Source organism: Pelistega suis (assembly GCF_013133795.1).
Taxonomy (GTDB): Bacteria; Pseudomonadota; Gammaproteobacteria; order Burkholderiales; family Burkholderiaceae_B; genus Taylorella; species Taylorella suis.
The window spans coordinates 93,731-114,241 of sequence record NZ_JABGBN010000004.1 but is presented as its reverse complement, the minus strand read 5'-3'; the positions used below and the strand labels follow the sequence as shown (position 1 = coordinate 114,241).

General features: G+C 42.1%; 18 protein-coding genes and 1 other RNA gene. 16 read left to right on the top strand and 3 right to left on the bottom strand.

Going from position 1 to position 20,511, the window contains the following annotated elements:
- The first annotated feature begins 4 nt into the window (after positions 1-4).
- From HKX39_RS06740 to HKX39_RS06725, 4 genes are read left to right on the top strand one after another with little or no spacing between them, the layout of a single operon-like run.
- On the top strand, positions 5-1,042 hold the full coding sequence (locus HKX39_RS06740) for a FecCD family ABC transporter permease (protein ID WP_171680560.1): 1,038 nt from the start codon (positions 5-7) through the stop codon (positions 1,040-1,042).
- A gap of 9 nt (positions 1,043-1,051) precedes the next feature.
- Positions 1,052-1,816: an ABC transporter ATP-binding protein gene (locus tag HKX39_RS06735; RefSeq protein WP_171680559.1), complete on the top strand. Its 765-nt coding sequence runs from the start codon at positions 1,052-1,054 to the stop codon at positions 1,814-1,816.
- 23 nt (positions 1,817-1,839) lie between these two features.
- Positions 1,840-2,271 (top strand): pseudoazurin, encoded by a 432-nt coding sequence (locus HKX39_RS06730; RefSeq protein WP_171680558.1) that lies wholly within the window; start codon positions 1,840-1,842, stop codon positions 2,269-2,271.
- Complete coding sequence (locus tag HKX39_RS06725; protein ID WP_216605065.1) at positions 2,271-3,122, top strand: ATP-grasp domain-containing protein; 852 nt, start codon at positions 2,271-2,273, stop codon at positions 3,120-3,122. The genes HKX39_RS06730 and HKX39_RS06725 overlap by 1 nt, the downstream gene beginning before the upstream one ends.
- On the opposite strand, the gene lptF is transcribed toward HKX39_RS06725, so the two are convergent.
- Positions 3,123-4,229 carry an LPS export ABC transporter permease LptF gene (lptF, locus tag HKX39_RS06720; protein ID WP_171680557.1) on the bottom strand — a complete coding sequence of 369 codons (1,107 nt, stop codon included), beginning with the start codon at positions 4,227-4,229 and terminating at the stop codon, positions 3,123-3,125. It abuts the gene before it with no gap.
- Between the two features lie 53 nt (positions 4,230-4,282).
- On the opposite strand from lptF, the gene HKX39_RS06715 reads away from it, so the two are divergent.
- The 4 genes from HKX39_RS06715 to HKX39_RS06700 all read left to right on the top strand — a co-directional run bounded on the left by HKX39_RS06715 (position 4,283) and on the right by HKX39_RS06700 (position 7,492).
- A complete protein-coding gene (locus HKX39_RS06715; protein ID WP_171680556.1) occupies positions 4,283-5,770 on the top strand; it encodes a leucyl aminopeptidase in 1,488 nt (495 codons plus the stop codon).
- A complete protein-coding gene (locus HKX39_RS06710; protein WP_171680555.1) occupies positions 5,770-6,213 on the top strand; it encodes a DNA polymerase III subunit chi in 444 nt (147 codons plus the stop codon). The genes HKX39_RS06715 and HKX39_RS06710 overlap by 1 nt, the downstream gene beginning before the upstream one ends.
- A 107-nt stretch (positions 6,214-6,320) precedes the next feature.
- Positions 6,321-7,004 (top strand): Bax inhibitor-1/YccA family protein, encoded by a 684-nt coding sequence (locus HKX39_RS06705; protein WP_171680554.1) that lies wholly within the window; start codon positions 6,321-6,323, stop codon positions 7,002-7,004.
- Between the two features lie 83 nt (positions 7,005-7,087).
- Positions 7,088-7,492 (top strand): DUF4870 family protein, encoded by a 405-nt coding sequence (locus tag HKX39_RS06700; protein ID WP_171680553.1) that lies wholly within the window; start codon positions 7,088-7,090, stop codon positions 7,490-7,492.
- A 1-nt stretch (position 7,493) separates the two neighbouring features.
- On the opposite strand, the gene HKX39_RS06695 is transcribed toward HKX39_RS06700, so the two are convergent.
- The gene (locus HKX39_RS06695; RefSeq protein ID WP_171680552.1) at positions 7,494-8,012 is read right to left on the bottom strand and encodes a hypothetical protein; all 519 of its coding nucleotides are present in this window, start codon (positions 8,010-8,012) and stop codon (positions 7,494-7,496) included.
- 176 nt (positions 8,013-8,188) lie between these two features.
- Between HKX39_RS06695 and HKX39_RS06690 the strand changes: the two genes are divergently transcribed.
- The 6 genes from HKX39_RS06690 (at position 8,189) to recR (ending at position 17,233) form a co-directional block, all read left to right on the top strand.
- A complete protein-coding gene (locus HKX39_RS06690; RefSeq protein ID WP_171680551.1) occupies positions 8,189-10,828 on the top strand; it encodes a PD-(D/E)XK nuclease family protein in 2,640 nt (879 codons plus the stop codon).
- Entirely contained in the window at positions 10,821-14,183 is a 3,363-nt protein-coding gene (locus tag HKX39_RS06685) for a UvrD-helicase domain-containing protein (protein ID WP_171680550.1), read from the top strand. Before HKX39_RS06690 ends, HKX39_RS06685 begins: the two co-directional genes overlap by 8 nt.
- Positions 14,184-14,204: 21 nt before the next feature.
- An RNA gene (ffs, locus tag HKX39_RS06680) (signal recognition particle sRNA small type) lies at positions 14,205-14,302 on the top strand.
- A 23-nt stretch (positions 14,303-14,325) separates the two neighbouring features.
- Positions 14,326-16,224, top strand: coding sequence for a DNA polymerase III subunit gamma/tau (dnaX, locus tag HKX39_RS06675; RefSeq protein ID WP_171680549.1), 1,899 nt, complete (start codon positions 14,326-14,328; stop codon positions 16,222-16,224).
- Between the two features lie 58 nt (positions 16,225-16,282).
- Positions 16,283-16,615: a YbaB/EbfC family nucleoid-associated protein gene (locus HKX39_RS06670; protein WP_171680548.1), complete on the top strand. Its 333-nt coding sequence runs from the start codon at positions 16,283-16,285 to the stop codon at positions 16,613-16,615.
- Positions 16,616-16,627: 12 nt separating this feature from the next.
- The gene (recR, locus tag HKX39_RS06665) at positions 16,628-17,233 is read left to right on the top strand and encodes a recombination mediator RecR (protein WP_171680547.1); all 606 of its coding nucleotides are present in this window, start codon (positions 16,628-16,630) and stop codon (positions 17,231-17,233) included.
- On the opposite strand, the gene tal is transcribed toward recR, so the two are convergent.
- On the bottom strand, positions 17,210-18,166 hold the full coding sequence (gene tal / locus HKX39_RS06660; protein WP_171680546.1) for a transaldolase: 957 nt from the start codon (positions 18,164-18,166) through the stop codon (positions 17,210-17,212). The two genes, recR and tal, sit on opposite strands and share 24 nt — an antisense overlap.
- A gap of 179 nt (positions 18,167-18,345) precedes the next feature.
- Between tal and HKX39_RS06655 the strand changes: the two genes are divergently transcribed.
- Positions 18,346-19,269 (top strand): hypothetical protein, encoded by a 924-nt coding sequence (locus HKX39_RS06655; RefSeq protein WP_171680545.1) that lies wholly within the window; start codon positions 18,346-18,348, stop codon positions 19,267-19,269.
- A gap of 92 nt (positions 19,270-19,361) precedes the next feature.
- Positions 19,362-20,510 (top strand): glutamine-hydrolyzing carbamoyl-phosphate synthase small subunit, encoded by a 1,149-nt coding sequence (gene carA, locus HKX39_RS06650; RefSeq protein WP_171680544.1) that lies wholly within the window; start codon positions 19,362-19,364, stop codon positions 20,508-20,510.
- Position 20,511: the final 1 nt, after the last annotated feature.

Here is a 20,511-nt window from a genome sequence, read left to right as displayed (position 1 = left end):
ATATATGGATAAATCGGTGGTTGCCGATATCGTCAAAAGCCAGCGTAAGCTTGAACGCAAACGCTGGCTTGTGTTGTTGGCATTTGTGATGATAAGTATAACGGGGCTGGTCTTTGATATTGTGACTGGACCGTCGATGTTACCTGTGACAGAGGTGATTAAGGCTTTGCTGGGGCATGAAACGAGTGATGCGATTAGCAAAGTCATTGTGTATGATTTACGTCTTCCCATGGCATTAATGGCCTTGGTGGTGGGAGCCGCTTTAGGTGTAGGTGGTGCAGAAATTCAAACGCTCTTAAATAATCCAATGGCAAGTCCGTATACGCTTGGTCTTGCCGCTGCCGCAGGGTTAGGGGCTTCATTGGTGATTGCTTTTGGTGGGTTTGGACTTCCGCCGGGTTTTTCTGTGCCTTTGGGGGCATTTGTAATGACGATGTTGGCGTCGGGTATTCTTTTTATGTTTGCCTCAATGAAGCGCTTTACATCGGCTATGCTGGTATTAGTTGGGATTGCTTTATTATTTTTATTCCAATCTATTTTGTCGCTTATTCAATTTATTGCGGCACCAGAGATTTCACAACAAATTTTATTCTGGTTATTTGGAAGTCTAACAAAGGCAACATGGGATAGCTTGCTGATTACGACGGTGGTGACGGCTATCTGTATTTATTTACTTTCTAAAGATGTCTGGAAATTAACCGCATTGCGTCTTGGAGAGGATAGAGCAAATAGTCTAGGCATCAATCTGCAATGGTTAAGATTTAAAACATTAGTGATTGTAGCGATGATGACGGCAACGGCGATTAGTTTTGTTGGGGTTATCGGGTTTATTGGACTGGTAGCACCACATGTTGCACGGATGCTTGTGGGGGAAGATCAGCGCTTTTTCTTGCCTGGCTCTATGCTAGTGGGTGCTGCATTTTTATCAATCGCCTCTGTTTTATCAAAGGTTATTATACCGGGGGCGTTATTCCCTGTAGGTATCGTGACATCTTTTGTAGGTGTACCTTTCTTCTTTTGGATTATTTTAACTAAGCGCTAGGAGAGGGTCATGTTAGTGTTAAAAAATTTAAATATACAACGTGGTCCTTTAACGATTGTTGAAGATGGCCAGCTATCACTTTTGGCGGGTAAAACCTATACGATTTTAGGTCCAAATGGTGCGGGTAAATCGACTTTATTAAAGACGATTTTTGGTGAGGTTGCTTTTAGTGGAATGATGAGTTATAAGGGGCAGGTTTATTCGAATAAGCATCCTTTGCGATGGCGTAAACCGATTGGTTATATGCCGCAAGATACGATGGTAGAGGCCTCATTAACAGCACTAGAAGTTGTCCTCCTTGGGCGAATTGATGCTTTACATATGCATGTGAGTGATGAGTTATTAGCGGAAGCGGCAGGGGTGCTGACGTTGTTGGGTATTGGTCATCTAGCTCATCATGATGTGATGCGTTTATCAGGGGGACAACGCCAATTAGTGATGTTTGCCCAAGTATTATTGCGTCAGCCTGAAATATTGATGTTAGATGAGCCGGTGAGTGCATTAGATATGCACCATCAGTTGAATTTGTTGAGCCGAGTTTGTCAGTATACGCATGAACAGAATTTAATAACGGTAATGATTTTGCATGATTTAAGTCTTGCTGCTCAGTTTTCTGATGAAATCATTTTGTTGGGTAATGGCAAAATTCAAGCTCAAGGCAAACCTGCTGATGTCTTAAAGGCAGATATTATTAGCGAACTCTATCGAGTGGATATTGAGATTTTATATGATAGTCGAGGATTACCCGTCATTCGACCGATGCGTAAAAATTAATTAAAGTATAAAAGGAAGTGAAGATGAAAAAATTATTAGTGATGGGTTTAATACTTTTATCGAATACCGCTTTTGCTGAACATTATGACATTAAAATGCTGAATCATGGCAGTGACGGTGGTATGGTTTTTGAACCTGCTGTATTAAAAGCTAAGGTCGGTGATACGGTGACGTTTAAACCGACGAATAAAGGGCATTGGGTACAAAGCAGAGTTGTACCAGAGGGGGCAGAAAAGTTTTTATCCGAGGAGGATAAAGAGTTTACCTTAACATTGACACATGAAGGGGTGTATGTGTACTTATGTCCACCGCATCGTATGATGAATATGGCTGGACTTATTCAAGTTGGAGCGGCACTTAACAAAGAAAAGGCAGAAAAAATGGTGCTTGAATTGGATAAGCGTGCGATGGATAACAAAGGGCGTTTAGTTAAATATTTTGAGCAAATTCAATAATGACAACGTTATGGCTAACGACTTGTCGGACATGGTCTAATCTGCCTGATAATTTAACTCTACTAGTACAGCAATTAGAGGAGCAAGGCGTAAAAGTGATTGTGGCGCCTTGGCAAGACTGGCAACAAGCAGACTGGGTATTGCCATTATGTGCATGGGATTATGCTAGTCATAGCCATGCGTTTCGTGCATGGTTAATGCGTCTCGCAGAGAAAGGGACTGGTGTATTTAATCCCTTAGAGTTGGTCCGGTGGAATATGTCTAAAGACTATTTGCTTGACTTGGCTAAAGTGGTTGAGGTGATTCCTACGATCGTTTTAGATGCACCTAATCCAGAGGCTTTTCTTGCATTGATTCATCAGAAATCATGGTCTGAGGTCGTACTCAAACCTTTAATCGGACAGAGTGGTAAAGCCGTCACAAAATGGCATGCCATGCAACAAACCGCTTTGCCTGATTTTAGTTGTTATTCATCAGGATTGATTGTGCAGCCTTATATTCAGGAGATTGAGCAATATGGCGAGACGAGTATGGTATTTTTTAATGGAAAGTTTAGTCATGCCGTCAAGCGGCAGCCACCTGTAGGGGAGTGGCGAGCAAATTCTGCTTATGGTGTTGAGGTCTTTGCGATTACACCGAGTGCAGTTGCTTTAGCGAGTGCTAATCAGGTATTGCAGTCATTGCCTGTGATGCCGATGTATGCACGTGTTGATGGGACAGATATTTTGGAACAAGGGCATTTTTTATTGAACGAATTGGAGGTGATTGAACCTGCTTTGTATTTACATACTGCGACGGAGGCAACCGCACAATTCGTTCAAGCGATATTAAACAAAATACGTAAGGGATAGTTAGGTAGCACTTTTGGGTGCTTTAACACGAGTTTTCCACCAAAACATTGCCATGGCAAAGAGGAAGAAAATCGCATTCACCAGAATGGTACCTGTCCAGAAATCAAATTTTCCTGAGCCAATCCATCCTCGCATCATATTCAGCAAATTCATATAGAGTAAGCCAACGAGAGCAGCAATAATGATACTACCTGATTTACCCATACGAGGATTCACTGAGCCGAGAGGAATAGCTAATAAGGCCAAATTTAAAAGCGCAATAGGTAAAGAAACACGCCACATGAGTTGAGCATCACTGTGAGGTCTTTTATCTTTGAGCAAAAGCTCTGAGGGTCGTGCTTTGAGTTGTTGTAAGGCGATGGTACGGATGGTATTTTCTGAGACTGCATTATCATTTTCTAAACGTAATGTGACCTCATCAAAGGCGGCGACACGTACTTCTGGAGATTGAGGAAGTAAGTCATAGCGGCTACCGGGACCTAATTCAATAAAGCGCTCTTGAGTTTTCTCGTCAGTTTTGAAGTTGGCGTATTGAGCACTAATAAAACTAACGGTACCATTGGCATTAATCTCACGAGCAAAAACAGAGCCCATCTCATTTTCTTTATTTTCTGAGGGCTCAATAAAAAAGACTCGTTGTCCTCTGGCTGTTTCAAGGAATTGCCCTTGAGCGACTTTGGCAATATCGGAGCGTTGAGCATAGCGTTGGCGATATTCTTCTGCTTGGCGATAAGCCCAAGGAGAGCTGACCATCGTCAGAACAGTTAATAGAAGGGCTACGGGAATAGCAATACGGAAAACTGGATTAATCCAGTTGGCTAGCGAAACTCCGCTTGAAAACCAGACGAACATTTCTTGTTCTCGATAATTACGCGAAATCGTTGTCAAAATCGCAATAAAGAGGGAAACGATAAGAATAATCGGTAGGGCAGTGATACTTGAAAAAGCTGAAATGGCAATCACCACGTCGGCACCAATCGTCCCTGCAGCCGCTTCACCTAGTAGGCGTACTAATAAAACGCTAAGCCATACAATAATCAGCGTTGAGAATACAACGCCGGCATGACTTAAAATTTCTGCGACAACTGAGCGTTTGAATAGCGACATAATAAAACTTTTAGGTAATAATAATGTTATACAACATAACAAGGTGATTTAACATGCAATTTACCACACAAACTAATCGTTCTTTCCATCAACTAAAAACACCGGCTTTATTTGTGGGTGTCTTTGCCGATGGCCATTTAGGCCAAGTAGCCGCAACGCTAGATAGTGACGGCAGTCTTAAGAAAATCCTTAAAAAAGAATTTAAAGCCGATATTGGCGCTACATTAGTGCTGCGTAATCTCACGGATATGGCTGCGGAGCGACTCGTATTAGTTGGCTTAGGTAACAAAGACAATTATAACGCGAATGCTTTGATGAAAGCACATTCAAGCATTGTCGAGTATTTAAAACAAAGTAGCCTAAATGAGGGGGTGAGTACTTTATTAGAAGAAAGTGCTACGCTTGGTTTTGTAGAGGCAGCACGATTTGCGGCACGTGCAGTAGGTACAGCGACGTATCAATACACGACGACATTAAGTAAACCTGTTGAAACCGTTGCCTTGAAGAAACTGACGTTCACGTGCGATAAAACCAATGATAAAGACGTTAAACTCGGTCTTGCTCAAGGTCAAGCGATTGCTAATGGGATGAATTTCACGCGTCAGTTAGGTAATTTGCCAGCAAATATTTGTACGCCGACATATTTAGGTGAACAAGCTAAAGCCCTAGCTAAAGAGTTTGCTAGCATCAAAGCAGAGGTTTTAGATAAGAAACAAATCGAAGCGTTGAAAATGGGTTCTTTCCTATCAGTAGCCGCTGGTTCAGATCAGCCTCCCCGTTTTATTGTGATGCAATATAGTGCTTCAGGTAAAACGACGAAGAAATCTAAACAAAAACCCATCGTACTAGTTGGTAAGGGCGTGACGTTTGATACGGGTGGTATTTCATTAAAACCAGGTCTTAATATGGACGAAATGAAATACGATATGTGTGGTGCTGCTACGGTATTTGGTGTGATTCGTACAGTGGCAGAGTTAGGTTTACAGCGTGATGTCGTTGCTTTAATTCCAGCGACAGAGAATATGCCGAGTGGTCATGCCACAAAACCCGGTGATGTGGTGACCAGTATGTCTGGTCAAACCATTGAAATTTTAAATACGGATGCCGAGGGTCGTTTAATCCTATGTGATGCTTTGACTTATGCCGAGCGTTTTGACCCAGAAGTCGTGATTGATGTGGCGACATTAACGGGAGCTATTATTATTTCCTTAGGTCATATTAATACCGGTCTTTTCTCTAATAATGATGATTTAGCACAGGAGCTCTTACAAGCAGGTAAGCGTGCACAAGATACGGCATGGCATATGCCTTTAGAAGAGGCTTATCAAGATCGTCTAAAGAGTAATTTTGCGGATATGGCGAATATCGGTGGAGCACCAGGTGGTTCAATTACGGCAGCTTGCTTCTTATCACGCTTTACTAAAGCTTATCCTTGGGCACACTTGGATATTGCAGGTACGGCATGGGATAGCGGTCCTAAAAAGGGAGCGAGTGGTCGCCCAGTACCATTATTAGTTGATTTCTTATTGAATAAACAATAATGAGTCGTATTGATATTGCTTATGGTGCAGAACACCGTATTAAGCAAGCCTGCCAAACGGTATATAAACACTTTTTGGCAGGTCGCCATGTACTTGTCTATTGTACTGATCCCAAGCGACTAGAAGCATTTAATAAAATGCTCTGGTCGGTTGAGGCGACGGCTTTTGTTCCTCATCCGTATTTAGGCGAGGGAGGAGATATGGCAAGAGTACATCTTTGTCATGAGCTATCGGCCCAAAGCTTAATACAATGGGGGGATGGGCAAAAACCTTGGTTGCTTAATTTGGATATCCATTGTCCTCCTTTTTTTGAGCAGTTTGATCGCGTATTAGAAATTATTTCTACTCATTCTGAAGACCGTCGTCTGGCGAGAGAGCGAGTGGCGGTTTATAAGCAAGGGGCTCATCAGATTGTTTATCACGATTTGTCGGCTAAAAATTAAGTGGGAGATTGAAATAGTTGTTGTTAAGTGTAGTGGAAATTGCTTGCATTTTCGCTTATCTACGTTAAAATCAATACTAACAATCATTTCTTTTATAGAGGTTCTTTATGAATAATTACGAACAATACTCAACAGGGCAAGCCAATGGTGCTGTTGTCCGTAATCGTGTCCTACGTAACACGTACACTTTATTGGCCATCTCTATGGTGCCAACAGTATTAGGTGCTTTATTAGCATTAAAGTTAAATCTTTTTGCAGGCCTAAGTCCTTTAATTAGCACTGTGGTCTTTTTTGTCGGTGCTTTTGGCTTAATGTTTATGGTCGAGAAAAACAAAAATAGCGCGGCGGGCGTAGGTTTCTTAATGCTCTTTACGTTCTTTATGGGCGTTATGCTTTCTCGTATCTTAGCGGCGGTATTAAGCCTAAGTAATGGTGGTGATATTATTACCATGGCTTTTGGTGGTACAGCGGTCATTTTTGCGGTGATGGCCTCTATTGCAAGTACATCTAAGCGTGATTTCTCTTTCTTGGGCAAAGCGTTATTCACGGGTGTTATCGTGGTTATCTTAGCGGCGATTGCTAATATCTTTTTAGCCATGCCTGCGTTGACGTTAGCGATTGCAGCGGCAGCGACGGTTATTTTCTCACTCTTTATTCTTTATGATGTACAACGCATCGTTAATGGTGGTGAGACAAATTATATTTCAGCGACTTTATCGCTTTACTTAAATATCTATAATATCTTTACGAGCTTATTACAGTTGTTTGGTATTATGGGTAGTGATGACTAATTAATGCACGTCATCTTTTAAATAAAGCCGGAAAGTCTATCTTTCCGGTTTTTTCATGTGTTATTTATTTTGGGGAGAATAAAATGTCAGATAATACGAATAATCCATTGCCAAATGAATATGTGAATTCAGTTAATAATCAGGTGATTCCGCAGAGTGTGGATACCCAAAAAATTGAATCGGCAGCGACTTACACCAAAATCATTTATGCGCTTTATTTGGCTTCTTTAGTGCTAGGGGTAAGCTTGATTATTGGTGTGATTATTGCTTATGTTAAGCGTGATGATATGACAGGTACTATTTATCGCAGTCATATTGATTCACTGATCAAAATTTTCTGGGTGAGTTTAGTCGTTGCGATTATTGGTTACTTGACTGCCTTTGTATTGATTGGTTTTGTTATTTTATTTGGTTTAGCGATTTGGTTCTTAATTAAGACAGTAACGGGTCTTATTAAATGTATTGATGGTAAGCCGCTTAATCCGTAAACTATAAAAAACTTAACTGCTGTGAGGTGGCGTGGTCTTCGCGGATATAACGGAAAATAAGCGTCCCCTCATAATTTTTACGCTTGCCCACTTCTACAGTCAATTTCCATGTGGGAATAGCTGCTTCTTGTTCTAATTGCTGGATAAAGATATTGAGTTCGCCTGTCTTGCGCCATTGATGGATATGACGTTCTTGCGCTGTCCATTCTAATCCTTCCTCTGGTCCCATTTTGCTTTCATCAACAGTAAATCCAGCATAGCGAATCGCATAGCCGTTTTTAATCTTGTCACAGGCAGGCACCATCACTTCTGCATTGAATAGTTGTTCTAACGCTTGTTTAGACGGACGAATACTAGGCGTTTTGGAGTTGCCTGCACGCAAGGCGAGGAGTTCATCACAAAGACTGACAATGTCTTGTGGATTGACTAAGGCTAAAAAACGACTTAATGATGCCCAGCTACGATCCGACTCGGCAAGTTTGGCATTGTCTCGCAACAACTTAATTTGTTCGGAGTTCATTTCTTCCTAGGAGTTATTATCAATTGAACAAAAGTTTGATATTTTACAAAGGATTTTGCCTAAATTTATTTTTATCATAGGAAGTGTAAAGAATTATCTTTCATCACAGAAGGTATCAGGAGTGATTCAAAGGATTGACTTTATAATGGTAGGTATGCTCGTTATAGGAATATGCTATGCCTACTTATTCTTCTATTTCTCTGGAACAGTTATTAACGTTGCCCGCAGCACAGACGGCTGTTATTACTGCGAATAATCGATTAAGTGTCTTTATCAAGACGGTCTTGTTATCGCATCTCAAATCGCAGAATAAGACGATAAGTTTACCCGCCATTAGTCCTTATAAAGCTTGGTTGGCACAGTTAGCAGATACGCTTGTGTTTCATCATGCGGATATGCCAATTGTGCTCAATGAAACGGCACAGCGTTGGTATTGGCAAAAGGCGATATTAAAAGAAAAAGCAGGTGAAGAGGTCTTAAATCCTTCGGCAGCAGCAGCTTCTCTAAGCCAAGCGCATCGTTTGCAAACAGAGTGGCAAATAGATGTTCATGATGATGAGATTAACCCTGAGTATGAAGCATTCGCCGCATGGCGATTATTATATCAACAAGAGATTGTTCCCTTAGCCGCATGGGATACACCACGATTAGCCAAGGAGATGTTAGACGCTATCAACAATAGACAGTTGCGTGTGCCAAATCATGTTGTGCTTTTAGGGTTTTATAGTTTAAGTGCTTATCAGAGGTCTTTATTAGATGGCTTAGTTGCTCAAGGGACGCAAGTGTATACATTGACGCTACATAGAGAAGTGGCCAATAGTGTGCAAGTGTTTCAGGCAAAGGATAATCAGCAAGAATTACTGGCTGCCTTACATTGGGCGAAGCAAAGCATTCAAGATTATCCAAAGCATAAATTGGCATTGGTTATTCCATCATTGCAGGAAGATGCCGCTTATCTGCGTCGAGTATTAAATAAAACGTTTGCAGGAACAGCTTTAGATAAGCGTTGGCATATGGCGGTAGGACGTCCTTTAGTCGAATGGGGATTAGTCCGCTCGGTAATGGCATGGTTTTCTCTATTGGCTGATTTTCAAAAAGGTAAAGTGGTTCTTGCCAAAATTGGTGAAGCGTTACTTAATGCAGAGTTTGCTTTTGATACTTATCATGCCGATCAGCTGGCTGTCTTGGATAGTGATTTGCGAGAAGAGGACAGTATCGCTTTATCTCGTACTCAATTTGTAGAAAGATTAAAGCGTATTCAGCCAGATTTAGCGCAAGTTTTTGATGATAAATGTATGGCTTGGCATCAAACTTATCGTTGTGCGGATTGGGCACAGGTTTATCGAGATACGCTATCTGCTTTTGGGTTTCCGGGCGTGATGAGTTTGAGTAGTGTCAATTACCAGCTATGCCGAGCTTTTGAGCAGGCAATTAAGAATTTTGCCTTATTAGATGAGATGTTGCCTGCATTAAATGCGAGTGAGGCTTTACAACTTTTCCAGCAGCAATTAATGCAAACTAGTTTCCAAGCTCAGCGAACTAAGGATGTTGTGCTGGATATTGTCGGGCTTTATGAAACAGAAGGTGGGCAATGGGACAGTGTCTGGGTACTCGGTTTGACAGATAAAGTGTTACCGCAGATGCCTAATCCTAATCCCTACTTGCCGGTGCGTAGTCAGCGACGTTGTGGTGTGATGCATGCTACACCTGAAAGTGAGATGCAATGGGCTAATCAGCTGTTTAATGCGATTTTGCATAGTGCGCAACGAGTGATATTGAGTTGGCCACATCAGGTAGGTGATGAGGTCTTACGTCATAGCAGCTTATTAAAACCTTATCTTTCTCAGGTGCAGCTATTAGCTGAAGTAGAGCGTGGTGTTGAGGAGAGTCTAGCACTTGAGGTTATTAGGGATACTAAAGGCTTACCAAAACAAGGACAAGTTAAAGGGGGGTATGGTACCTTAGAACGTCAATCGAAAAATCCACTTTGGGCGTATGCCACATTACGTTTAAATTTAAAACAATTGCCTGCTTACCCAGATACAGAGCTTAATAGTTTCTTGGTGGGTAATTTATTACATCTTGTAATGGAAAGATGTTATGCCAATGCGACATATGCAGATTTACATGATAAAGCTTGGGTTGAGACACGCTTGAGTGAAGCCTTAGCGTATGCGGAAGAAAAGGTGTTGTCGGTGGTTTCTTCAAAGGTTCTCAAGGAGTTATGTTTGCAAAGAGCCAAAGAAATCGCCTTGGAATTTATCGCTTATGATCGGGATAAGCGTTTGCCATTTGAGGTAGCAGAAGTCGAGCGTAGTTATGACTTCTCGAGTCATGGTTTGGATTTCCGATTTAAGGTGGATCGTGTGGATAGGATAGACCAAGACGGACTGGCACACTATATGTTTATTGATTATAAGACAGGTTCACTCAGTAGAGAAAATGAATACAAGGATCGTTGGTTTATACGTGAACGTTTATTAGATTTGCAATTGCCACTCTATGCCTCTGTGCTTAAACGTGCTCCAGTTAATCAAGTAGCAGGAATTGCTTTTGCCAACCTATCGCGTAAAACTCAGGGCTATGTAGGGATATGGCAGATGGCGACCACGGCTGATTATAAAGAGGATAAATTATTGTCTGAAAGTGAATGGTTAAGTATTAATCAGACATGGCAGCAAAAATTAGAAGGACTTTTCCAAGAAATTGCTGAGGGAGAGGCAAGTAATCGTGCCTTAAGTCACAAGGATTTAACGTATTGTGAGGTGACACCATTTTTACGCTTGCACGCGGTAGAGGAAGAAGAAAATGACTAAAGTAGCTATTGATCAAGAAGCGCGTAATAAAGCGGTAGATCCTCGTTATTCTTATATTGTGCAGGCGCCAGCTGGGTCGGGTAAAACGGAGCTATTGACCGATCGTATTTTAGCCCTATTAGCGATAGTGAATCGTCCAGAGGATATTTTGGCGATTACGTTCACGCGTAAAGCAGCAGCTGAAATGCGTGAGCGTGTGATGCTAAAGTTAGAGCAAGCGTTACAGGCAGAACCTACTGAAGTACATAAAAAAGGCTCATGGCAAAAAGCAAAAGCCGTTTTGCAGCGTGACAGAGAGTTGGGGTGGCACTTATTTGATAATCCTAATCGACTACGCATTCAGACGATTGATTCTTTTTGTCAGTCTTTAGTCCGTATGACACCTAGTCTTTCGGGGGCAGGTGCGAGTCTATCACCCACGGAAAATAGTCGAACTTTATTTGAGCAGGCAGTGCAGCGAACCCTTTCGATGTTGGATAAAGAGCCTTGTGTTAAGCAAGTACTCTCACATCTTGATGTGAATGTGGGTCGATTTCATGAACTATTAGTACAGATGCTCGAAAAGCGTCAGAACTGGTTAAAACTGACTCAAGACCCTCAGACGGCGCTAGAGGAAATGGTCGCAACACTCCATGGGATTGTACAACATACATTAGAGGAAGCGATTGTTGCATTGGGTCCAGATTATTTTGAGCAAGTAAAAGCCATTGTTTCTGAGGCAGCACATATGCTGGCGAGCAAAGGGGAAGAGAATCCTTTGAAAGCGTGGCTGACTTGGGATGGGCATGTATTGGGTGCGGATAGTGGCGATGTTGCGCTATGGAAGGGGGTCGTGCACTTGATGCTGACTAAGGATGGTAACTATCGCGCAAAGGTGGATTCGCGAGATGGAGTTGATGCCAAATCGCCTCATAAAAAAGCCTTTCTTGCTTGGTTAAAGACCTTGAGTGACAGTTGTGCAGAGAAATTGCATGCCATTCGTTTGTTACCTGATGAGCTGATTACAGACCATAGTCTTGAAGTGTTTCCCCAGTTTTTTGAGTGTTTGGCCTTGTGTGAGCGTTGTTTACAAGAGGTGTTTAAGGAACAGGGAGAGGTGGATTTTAATGAGATTTCTCAGCGAGCTTTACGTGCTTTGGGTAGTCAAGAAGAGCCTACTGAGATGCTACTTAAAATTGATGCCGACTTAAAACATATTCTCATCGATGAATTCCAAGATACAAACTTAATTCAAAAAGAATTATTGGATTTAATTACGTCAGGTTGGTCATATGGTGACGGTAGAACCTTGTTCTTGGTGGGAGACCCCATGCAGTCGATTTATCGTTTCCGTAATGCTGAAGTGAGTTTGTTTTTAAAAATTGCTGAAGAAGCCAAAAAAAATCAAGGTTTAGCGGATAAGGACAAACAAGTCGTCTTAGGTAATGTGGTGATGGACTTGTTGCTGCTAGAAGAAAACTTTCGTTCAGATGCGGGCGTGGTTAATTGGGTTAATCAGACATTTAAAGAGATTTTTCCTGCGAGCAATCAACTGGCATTGGGAGGAATCTGCTATACCCCTTCAAATGCTTTTAAACCAATGCAGTTTGATTCTCCGGTACGTTATTACCCCTTTACATTCACAAAAGACGAAGAGGGAAGTAAGGATAGGGCTATTCAACAGGCATTGCAATGCGGTGTCAAGCTGGTAAAAGAGGCTTTACAGACTCATTCAGAGAGTGATAATGCCGTAGCAGTATTGGTACGTTCGCGCTCACATTTAGAAGGTTTAGCGGAAGCCTTGGCTGCTGAGGGTATTCCTGTGCAAGCAGTTAAGATGGTTCCTCTTGGCGCTACTGAGGAAGTCTCTGATTTAGTACAGTTAGTGAGGGCTTTGAGTCATCGCAATGATCGTTTGGCTTGGATGTCTTTATTGCGTGCGCCATTTTGTGGTTTAACTTTAAAGAGTTTGACACACCTTTTTGAAAATCAGCTCTTGCAAAGTATTCCATTGCAAATTTCCCATTACTTGCAAGATTTAGTGAATGTAGAGCGTTTGATTGGTCGTGATGAGGCAAAGCGTCTTGCCTTTATTCATCAAGCGGTGAGTATTCCTTATGCGCAGAGTGATATGACTTTTACGGCGTATATTGAGCAGTGTTGGGAGCGTTTAGGTGCTAACCGCTTATATGCGAGCGCAGCGGCTCAAGAGAATATCCAAGCTGTGCTTAAGGTTGTCGATACTTTGGCGCCTTACGGCAATTTAGACTTAAACGAATTTGAGCGAAAAATTAATGAGTTGTTTGCGGCACCGACGAGTGAAAAGGGAGCGGTGCAAATAATGACGATGCATAGCTCAAAAGGATTAGAGTTTAACGAGGTTATTTTATTTGGTTTGCATAAGCAACCTCGAGGTGAAAGAGAGGCACTCTTAGAGATTGAAAGCGAACAAGGGCACTTGCTATTAGGGTCGATTACCCATAAAGCAAGTGGTATAGCAGATCAGGTATCTGCGTTGATTCGTGAACGTAATAAAGAGCGACAAGAGCATGAGGTCAGTCGTTTGTTGTATGTGGCATGTACACGAGCCAAAGAAAAACTGCATTTAGTGTATGTGCAGAATGCAGAGCGAGCGGCGACCAAATCGACAATGTTGGCACGTTTAGAAACGCTAATCGATCCACAACTGGTTGTGGAAGCACCTGAAGTAGACAATTCCATGCCGAGTATGCCATCGCTAGAATGGGAGGTCGATAATTCGAATCTGAAACGTTATCCTGTATCGTTGATAGAGCAGTTATCGCTGCAACACCAGTCGATACCCATGGGTTTCTCAGCACATCAAGGTGGGGCGTGGATCTTTGAGGATAAATTACCTTCTGCTATTGGTACGACGGCGCATTATTGGTTAGAACAGATGGGCTTGGATAAATTGCAAGGGTGGTCGATAGAGCGTATTGAATGTTCTGCTAGCTTAATTAAGCGTCAATTGCGTCATTTAGGTGTAGAGAGTGCAGTATTGGAAAATGCAGCACAGAAAGTGATTGATTTGTTAAGTGGGGTGCTCAATGATGAAAAAGGGCGTTGGCTATTAAGTCATCCAGCTGCTACGCAAGAATGGAGTCTCTTTAATGAAGAGGAGCAAAATCGGATTGTGGATTTGGCGATTAGTACAGAGGAAGGGTGGTTAATTGTGGACTATAAGACAAATCAACGCTTTGATGACGAAAGTCTAGATGCCTTTAAACAACGACTAATAGCTATGTATAGTGAACAGCTTAAAGGTTATGCCCATTATTTAGAGCGTTTAGACGGTCGTGTAGCAAAAACAGCAATTTATGCACTAGATGGTTGTGTGTGGATTGAGCTATTTTAATTCTGTGTTACAATGCTTGTCGGTGGGCCCCTTCGCATGGGTCGGCAGTGAATCTGGTCAGGTCGGGAACGAAGCAGCCATAGCTGTGCGGATCTAGTGCCGGAGTAAGGCTCACTCTTCATTTATACCTTTGCTTTTTCGCATGACTAATAATTATCTCGTACTCGCTCGTAAGTGGCGTCCTCGTACTTTCGAAACCCTTATTGGACAAGACCATGTGGTTAAGGCATTATCCAATGCGTTAAGCACCCAGCGTCTACACCATGCGTGGTTGTTTACAGGGACTCGCGGTGTGGGTAAGACAACATTAGCGCGTATTTTGGCGAAATCACTTAATTGTGAGCAAGGAATTAGTCCAAATCCATGTGGTGTATGTCAAGCGTGTACTGAGATTGATCAGGGACGATTTGTCGATTATCTTGAGTTTGACGCAGCATCTAATCGTGGTGTGGATGAGATGACACAGCTTTTGGAGCAGGCGATTTATGCGCCTACCGTTGGTCGGTTTAAGATTTATACCATTGACGAGGTGCATATGCTTACAGGGCATGCGTTTAATGCCATGCTCAAGACGTTAGAAGAGCCACCACCACACGTCAAGTTTATTTTGGCGACGACCGATCCTCAAAAAATTCCCGTTACTGTTTTATCACGTTGCTTACAGTTCAATCTGAAACAAATGGCACCAGAGAATATTGTGTTGCATTTACAGAATATTCTGACCCAAGAAGCAGTGAACTACGAAAATGAGGGCTTGCGTTTATTAGCACAAGCGGCTGCTGGCTCGATGCGTGATGCTTTATCTTTAACTGACCAAGCGATTGCGTATTCTGGAGCCAATATCACGGCAGATGCTATTCGTGATATGTTAGGTACGATTGATCAGCGTTATTTAGTGAGATTTTTGCAGCAACTTTTAAATGCCAATGCGCAAGGTATTTTAGACGTTGCTGATGAATTGACGACTCGAGGCTTTTCCTTTTCTAGTGCTTTAGAAGATTTGGCGAGCTTACTGTCACGTATTGCGATTGAACAGCGTTTGCCCGGTACCGTCGCTCCAGAAGACCCTAGTGTTGAGGATATTGTGCAATTATCGCAAGCCATCAATCCAGATGTGTTGCAACTTTTTTATAGTATTGCTATCCATAGCCGTGCTGAATTAGCTTTATCGCCTGATGAATATACAGGCTTTGTGATGGCGGGGTTGCGGATGTTGTCTCTGGTATCACCTCAACAAATGCGTACTGTACCTGTGCCAATATCTGCGCCGATAACACCGTCTCGTCCCGCTCAAGAAGTAGGTACTATTCAAGAAACGGCACCTCGTATTGAATCCATTTCTGGTGGGGAATCTGTTGCTGTGACAGGTGAGGATGTTGTAGAGCCCGTTGATGCTCCCCCTGTTTCTACTGAGATTGCTGTTGAGGCTCAAAAAAAAACTGAACAATTAGCAAAAACAGATGATTTTATCCCTGCTTGGGAAGATATACCTGCTGCTTCCTTACCGGAAACTGCGAGTGCTTTGTCTGATGAGGATTTTCCTTTGCAAGAAGTCTTTATTCCTGTTGATATGGGAGATGAGGACGGTGCAGCGATGATGGTGGATAGTGATTTATCATGGGTGCCACAGCATCAAGAATCCCAGAATTATACACTGGAGCAAATGGATGCCGAAAAGTGGGTGCAATTAGCCAAATCCTTTAATGTATCGGGGATGTTAGGCGAGTTGTTGCGACATACAGAATGGGTGGGTGTACAGCAAAATACGATAACCTTACGTCTATTGATGCGTATATCGGATAATTTGGGTTCAAAGGCAAAGCTGAGTACTTTATTAACTGAATACTTTAAACGGATTGTTAAGCTGAATATTGAGTTTGGTGATACAGACCAGACGGCTTTTGCGCAGGAGCAAGCCCAGGCTAAACAACGTCAGCAAGCGGCAGAGCGTAGTGTGGCAGAAAATGCTTTTGTCCAAAGCTTGCAAAAAGACTTTCAAGCGACGATAGTTCCAGATTCTATACGACCATTTTCAGGTTAAAATAATCAATGTATAGAGAGGCAAGGTTCCTCGTTATTGTTTTTAAGGAATTTATATTATGATGAAAAATCAGTTAGCTGGTTTGATGAAACAAGCACAGCAAATGCAAGAAAACATGAAAAAAGCCCAAGAGTCTTTGGGCGATATCGTGGTTGAGGGTGCTGCAGGTGGTGGTTTAGTTAAGGTATCTATGACTTGTCGTCATGATGTTAAGCGTATCACGATTGATGCTTCTTTACTAGGCGATGCTGATGAAAAAGAATTCTTAGAGGATTTAATTGCTGCTGCCGTCAATGATGCTTTGCGTAAAGTCGATAGCACGACACAAGAGAAAATGTCTGCCGTCACTGCAGGTATGCCTTTGCCTGGCGGTTTAAAATTCCCATTCTAATCTGTCCGTTCTATGTCAGTCTTACCCGATCCCGAACCTTTATATGAGTTGATTGAGGCACTGACTCAATTGCCTGGGGTCGGTAAGCGTACGGCACGCCGTATGGCATATTATCTTCTTCAAAATGATCGAGAAGGCGCATTAGCCATTCAAAAAGCGATTGAGAGTGCCTTACAGGATCTTCAGCATTGCAAGATGTGTAATTCCTTCACGCAAGAGGAAATTTGCGCTACTTGTCTTAGCCCTCGTCGAGATAATACTATTCTTTGTGTGGTAGAAACAGCTGCGGATCAGAATATGATTGAGGCTAGCCATAGTTATCATGGCCTTTATTATGTGCTGATGGGAAAATTATCGCCATTAGAGGGAATGGGTGCCGATACGCTAGGTTTTAAGCGGTTATTGCAACGCGTATTTGATTATCCTGTAAAAGAAGTCATCTTGGCGACTAATTTTACGGCTGAGGGCGAAACAACGGCACATTATTTAGGTCAAGTACTAAAAGAACACGGAATTAAAGTCTCGCGCATTGCGAGAGGTGTCCCTAGCGGCAGCGAATTAGAATACGTTGACGCTGGGACTATTGCATGGGCATTAACCGAGCGTCGAAGTGATTAGCGTATCTAGTTTCTCTGCATCAGCGACAAAGGCGCGAATACCTTCGGCAAGTTTTTCTGTTGCCATCGCCTCTTGATTTAATAAAAATCTAAACGTTTTTTCATCTAATACTAAAGGGTTGATGGCTTTTTGTTGGCTATCTTGTTCGTCAAGTACACGAGTTATTGGTGTATCCTGCTGCGATAGTGCTTGCAGTAAATCTGGGCTAATGGTTAGCAGATCACAACCCGCCAACGCAAGAATTTGCGAAGTATTTCTAAAACTCGCCCCCATAATTTCCGTTTTAATACCGAATTTTTTATAGTAGTGATAGATTTTGCTGACGGATTTTACGCCCGGATCATTACTGCCCGCATTATCCGCTTCTACCCATTGATTGCCGGCTTGTTTTTTATACCAGTCGTAGATACGTCCAACGAAGGGAGAAATCAATTGTGCTTTAGCATCAGCGCAAGCGACCGCTTGTACAAGCGAGAAGATAAGGGTCATATTGCATTTAATCCCTTCTTGTTCGAGCTGACGAGCGGCTTGGATGCCTTCCCATGTTGCAGCGATTTTAATTAATATTCGTGAACGATCGATACCGGCTTGCTCATAGAGTTGAATCAAATGTTTTGCACGCTCAATGGTTCCTTGTGTATCAAAAGAGAGGCGGGCATCTACTTCTGTTGAAACGCGTCCCGGTACAACATCAAGAATTTTCTGACCAAATTTAATTAACAAATGATCGAGCTTTTCTTCTACAGAATGGTTAGGGAATTCTTTGATAGTTTCAATAAGTAATGGCTTATAAGTGTCTTGTTGTACTGCTTTTAGAATGAGGGAAGGGTTAGTCGTAGCGTCTGTTGGTTTGTGTACACGGATGCTTTCAAAGTCGCCTGTATCGGCAACAACAGTAGTAAATTGACGTAATTGATTGAGTTGGCTAGGCATAAAATCACTTGTTTTAAATAGTAAAATTAATCAGAACTTTACATTAATTAACAATAATTGCAGCTTTATGACGACTTTCTTAAGTGTAAGTATCTTTATAAAAGATTGCAAAATGTTAAAATCAAAAAAAAATAAATAGTATTAAGTTTGATAATTTGTAGGTTTTTCTCGGGTTTGATATGTTGAGTACCAAACGCCTATTTGTCAAGATTACTCTTGTGCTATGTATGTTTTTATTATACCCAGCACAAGCCAAAGAGCGTGAGTATCGTGTTGGTGATACAGGGCGAATGTTAGGCTTTTCCAAAGTGGAAAATGAATTAGCCATTAATCCTTGTCTGGATGAGGGGCTGATTCGTGCTAAGTATGCCGATCAGGGGGTTCAATACGCTCGTGAGAATCTTAAAAAATACCCGCCGAATCTTTGCACTAATAAACAAACGCTATCTCTACTTTCTAATTGGCATTATAATGCCTCGGCTTTAGTAGCTAATTCAGAGCGACCCTTTATTTTGGGGCGAGAAATTGCTAAGAATTATGTTTTGCTAAAAGAGTGCACCACAGTGGACTGTCTAGGAAAACGCTTGCCGAGAATGCTTGAGTGGTCTAAGACAACGCTTAGCCGTACTCCGATTACCTCTCGTGATGTACAGCCACTATTTATGGGGGGAGCGCCTATTGGACATCCTCAATTGGCATTGAGAGGTCTACAGTTACCACTATCTCAACAAAAAGAAATCTGTGGTTCGGAGGATTTGTCGTCATTGAAATTTGCGACAAGCACTTTGTTGGTTTCTGGACGTGCATTGGCTGTAGTGACTTGTCATGATAAGAAGCGTTTAGGTACTTGGTTACTTGAGCGTAGCGAAAATAAAGGTCAATGGAAAGAGATTTTAGTCTTACCTGGTTTTGAAGATGTCGCTGTATTACCTAATAATCGAGAATTATATCCGCATATTTTCTACAAACAGAAGCAAGGCTCTACAGAAATTATGACGATTTTACGTTATTCGGAGGCATTTGGTTACCAAAAACGTATCCAGTTTGAGCTAGATTTTGATGCTTATGGCTTGGCTCACGCATTTAATATTCAGGTGTTTTAATTTTTGTTAATCGCTCAGATTGCCAGCAGGAAATCGTCAAAAAGTGTAAAATCAGAAAGTTTATTTATTGAATTTAACATTTCTGGGGTTTTATGGCGCTGTCATCACTACTTAAGGGAAATCAAGAGTTTCCCACAGCAATTTTAGCCCTCGCCGATGGTACTGTTTTTAAAGGTATTTCAATTGGCGCAGCTGGCCAAACTGTTGCTGAATTAGTTTTTAACACTTCTATGACGGGTTATCAGGAAATTCTTACTGATCCTAGTTATACCCAACAAATTGTTACTTTAACTTATCCTCATATCGGCAATACAGGTATTAATACCGAGGACGTCGAGTCATCAAAAATCCACGCAGCGGGTCTTGTTATTCGTAACTGTCCGACGCTTCTTTCTAATTTTCGTGCGACACAGTCTTTACCTGAATACTTAAAAGACAATGGCATCGTTGCGATTGCAGAGATTGATACACGTAAATTGACACGTATTCTCCGTGAGGGGGGGGCTCAAGGTGCGTGTATTTTGGTAGGGGATGATGTAGAAAAGGCGGTTGCGTTGGCAAAAGCATACCCTGGAATGGTGGGGCAAGATTTAGCGACACAAGTCAGTGTAAGCACCTCACACAATTGGACACAAGGTACATGGGATTTAACGCAAGGTTATACAAAACCCGCCCAAGATCAATACCACGTGGTCGCTTATGATTTTGGTGTTAAGTCTAACATTCTCCGTTTATTAGCTGATCGTGGTTGTAAGATTACCTTAGTACCTTCTCAGACCTCAGCAGATGAGGTATTTGCACTGAACCCAGACGGTGTGTTTTTAGCGAATGGTCCAGGTGACCCAGGTGCAGTCGAGTATGCTATTGAGACAGCCAAACAAGTCATCGCCAAGAAAATCCCTTTATTTGGTATCTGTTTAGGTCATCAAATTATGGGATTGGCGTTAGGTGCTAAGACTGTAAAAATGAAAACAGGTCATCATGGTGCTAACCATCCAGTTAAGGACTTAGCGACAGGTCGTGTTTATATCACAAGTCAAAACCATGGTTTTGCGGTTGATGGAGAGACATTGCCGTCCAATGCGCGAGTGACGCATATTTCATTATTTGATGGGACATTACAAGGCTTTGAGCTAACGGATCGCCCAGCGTTTTGTTTCCAAGGTCACCCAGAAGCTAGTCCGGGACCACACGATATTATTGAACTATTTGACAAATTTATCAGCCACATGGCGAAGTAGG

What these genes read in the sequence shown, in the direction of transcription:
- HKX39_RS06670 (WP_171680548.1), top strand. Translation starts at nt 16,283, where the DNA reads ATGATGAAAAATCAGTTAGCTGGTTTGATGAAACAAGCACAGCAAATG.
- dnaX (WP_171680549.1), top strand. Translation starts at nt 14,326, where the DNA reads ATGACTAATAATTATCTCGTACTCGCTCGTAAGTGGCGTCCTCGTACT.
- HKX39_RS06690 (WP_171680551.1), top strand. Translation starts at nt 8,189, where the DNA reads ATGCCTACTTATTCTTCTATTTCTCTGGAACAGTTATTAACGTTGCCC.
- HKX39_RS06685 (WP_171680550.1), top strand. Translation starts at nt 10,821, where the DNA reads ATGACTAAAGTAGCTATTGATCAAGAAGCGCGTAATAAAGCGGTAGAT.
- tal (WP_171680546.1), bottom strand. Translation starts at nt 18,166, where the DNA reads ATGCCTAGCCAACTCAATCAATTACGTCAATTTACTACTGTTGTTGCC.
- HKX39_RS06715 (WP_171680556.1), top strand. Translation starts at nt 4,283, where the DNA reads ATGCAATTTACCACACAAACTAATCGTTCTTTCCATCAACTAAAAACA.
- HKX39_RS06705 (WP_171680554.1), top strand. Translation starts at nt 6,321, where the DNA reads ATGAATAATTACGAACAATACTCAACAGGGCAAGCCAATGGTGCTGTT.
- HKX39_RS06655 (WP_171680545.1), top strand. Translation starts at nt 18,346, where the DNA reads ATGTTGAGTACCAAACGCCTATTTGTCAAGATTACTCTTGTGCTATGT.
- HKX39_RS06740 (WP_171680560.1), top strand. Translation starts at nt 5, where the DNA reads ATGGATAAATCGGTGGTTGCCGATATCGTCAAAAGCCAGCGTAAGCTT.
- HKX39_RS06735 (WP_171680559.1), top strand. Translation starts at nt 1,052, where the DNA reads ATGTTAGTGTTAAAAAATTTAAATATACAACGTGGTCCTTTAACGATT.
- lptF (WP_171680557.1), bottom strand. Translation starts at nt 4,229, where the DNA reads ATGTCGCTATTCAAACGCTCAGTTGTCGCAGAAATTTTAAGTCATGCC.
- recR (WP_171680547.1), top strand. Translation starts at nt 16,628, where the DNA reads ATGTCAGTCTTACCCGATCCCGAACCTTTATATGAGTTGATTGAGGCA.
- HKX39_RS06695 (WP_171680552.1), bottom strand. Translation starts at nt 8,012, where the DNA reads ATGAACTCCGAACAAATTAAGTTGTTGCGAGACAATGCCAAACTTGCC.
- HKX39_RS06700 (WP_171680553.1), top strand. Translation starts at nt 7,088, where the DNA reads ATGTCAGATAATACGAATAATCCATTGCCAAATGAATATGTGAATTCA.
- HKX39_RS06730 (WP_171680558.1), top strand. Translation starts at nt 1,840, where the DNA reads ATGAAAAAATTATTAGTGATGGGTTTAATACTTTTATCGAATACCGCT.
- carA (WP_171680544.1), top strand. Translation starts at nt 19,362, where the DNA reads ATGGCGCTGTCATCACTACTTAAGGGAAATCAAGAGTTTCCCACAGCA.
- HKX39_RS06710 (WP_171680555.1), top strand. Translation starts at nt 5,770, where the DNA reads ATGAGTCGTATTGATATTGCTTATGGTGCAGAACACCGTATTAAGCAA.
- HKX39_RS06725 (WP_216605065.1), top strand. Translation starts at nt 2,271, where the DNA reads ATGACAACGTTATGGCTAACGACTTGTCGGACATGGTCTAATCTGCCT.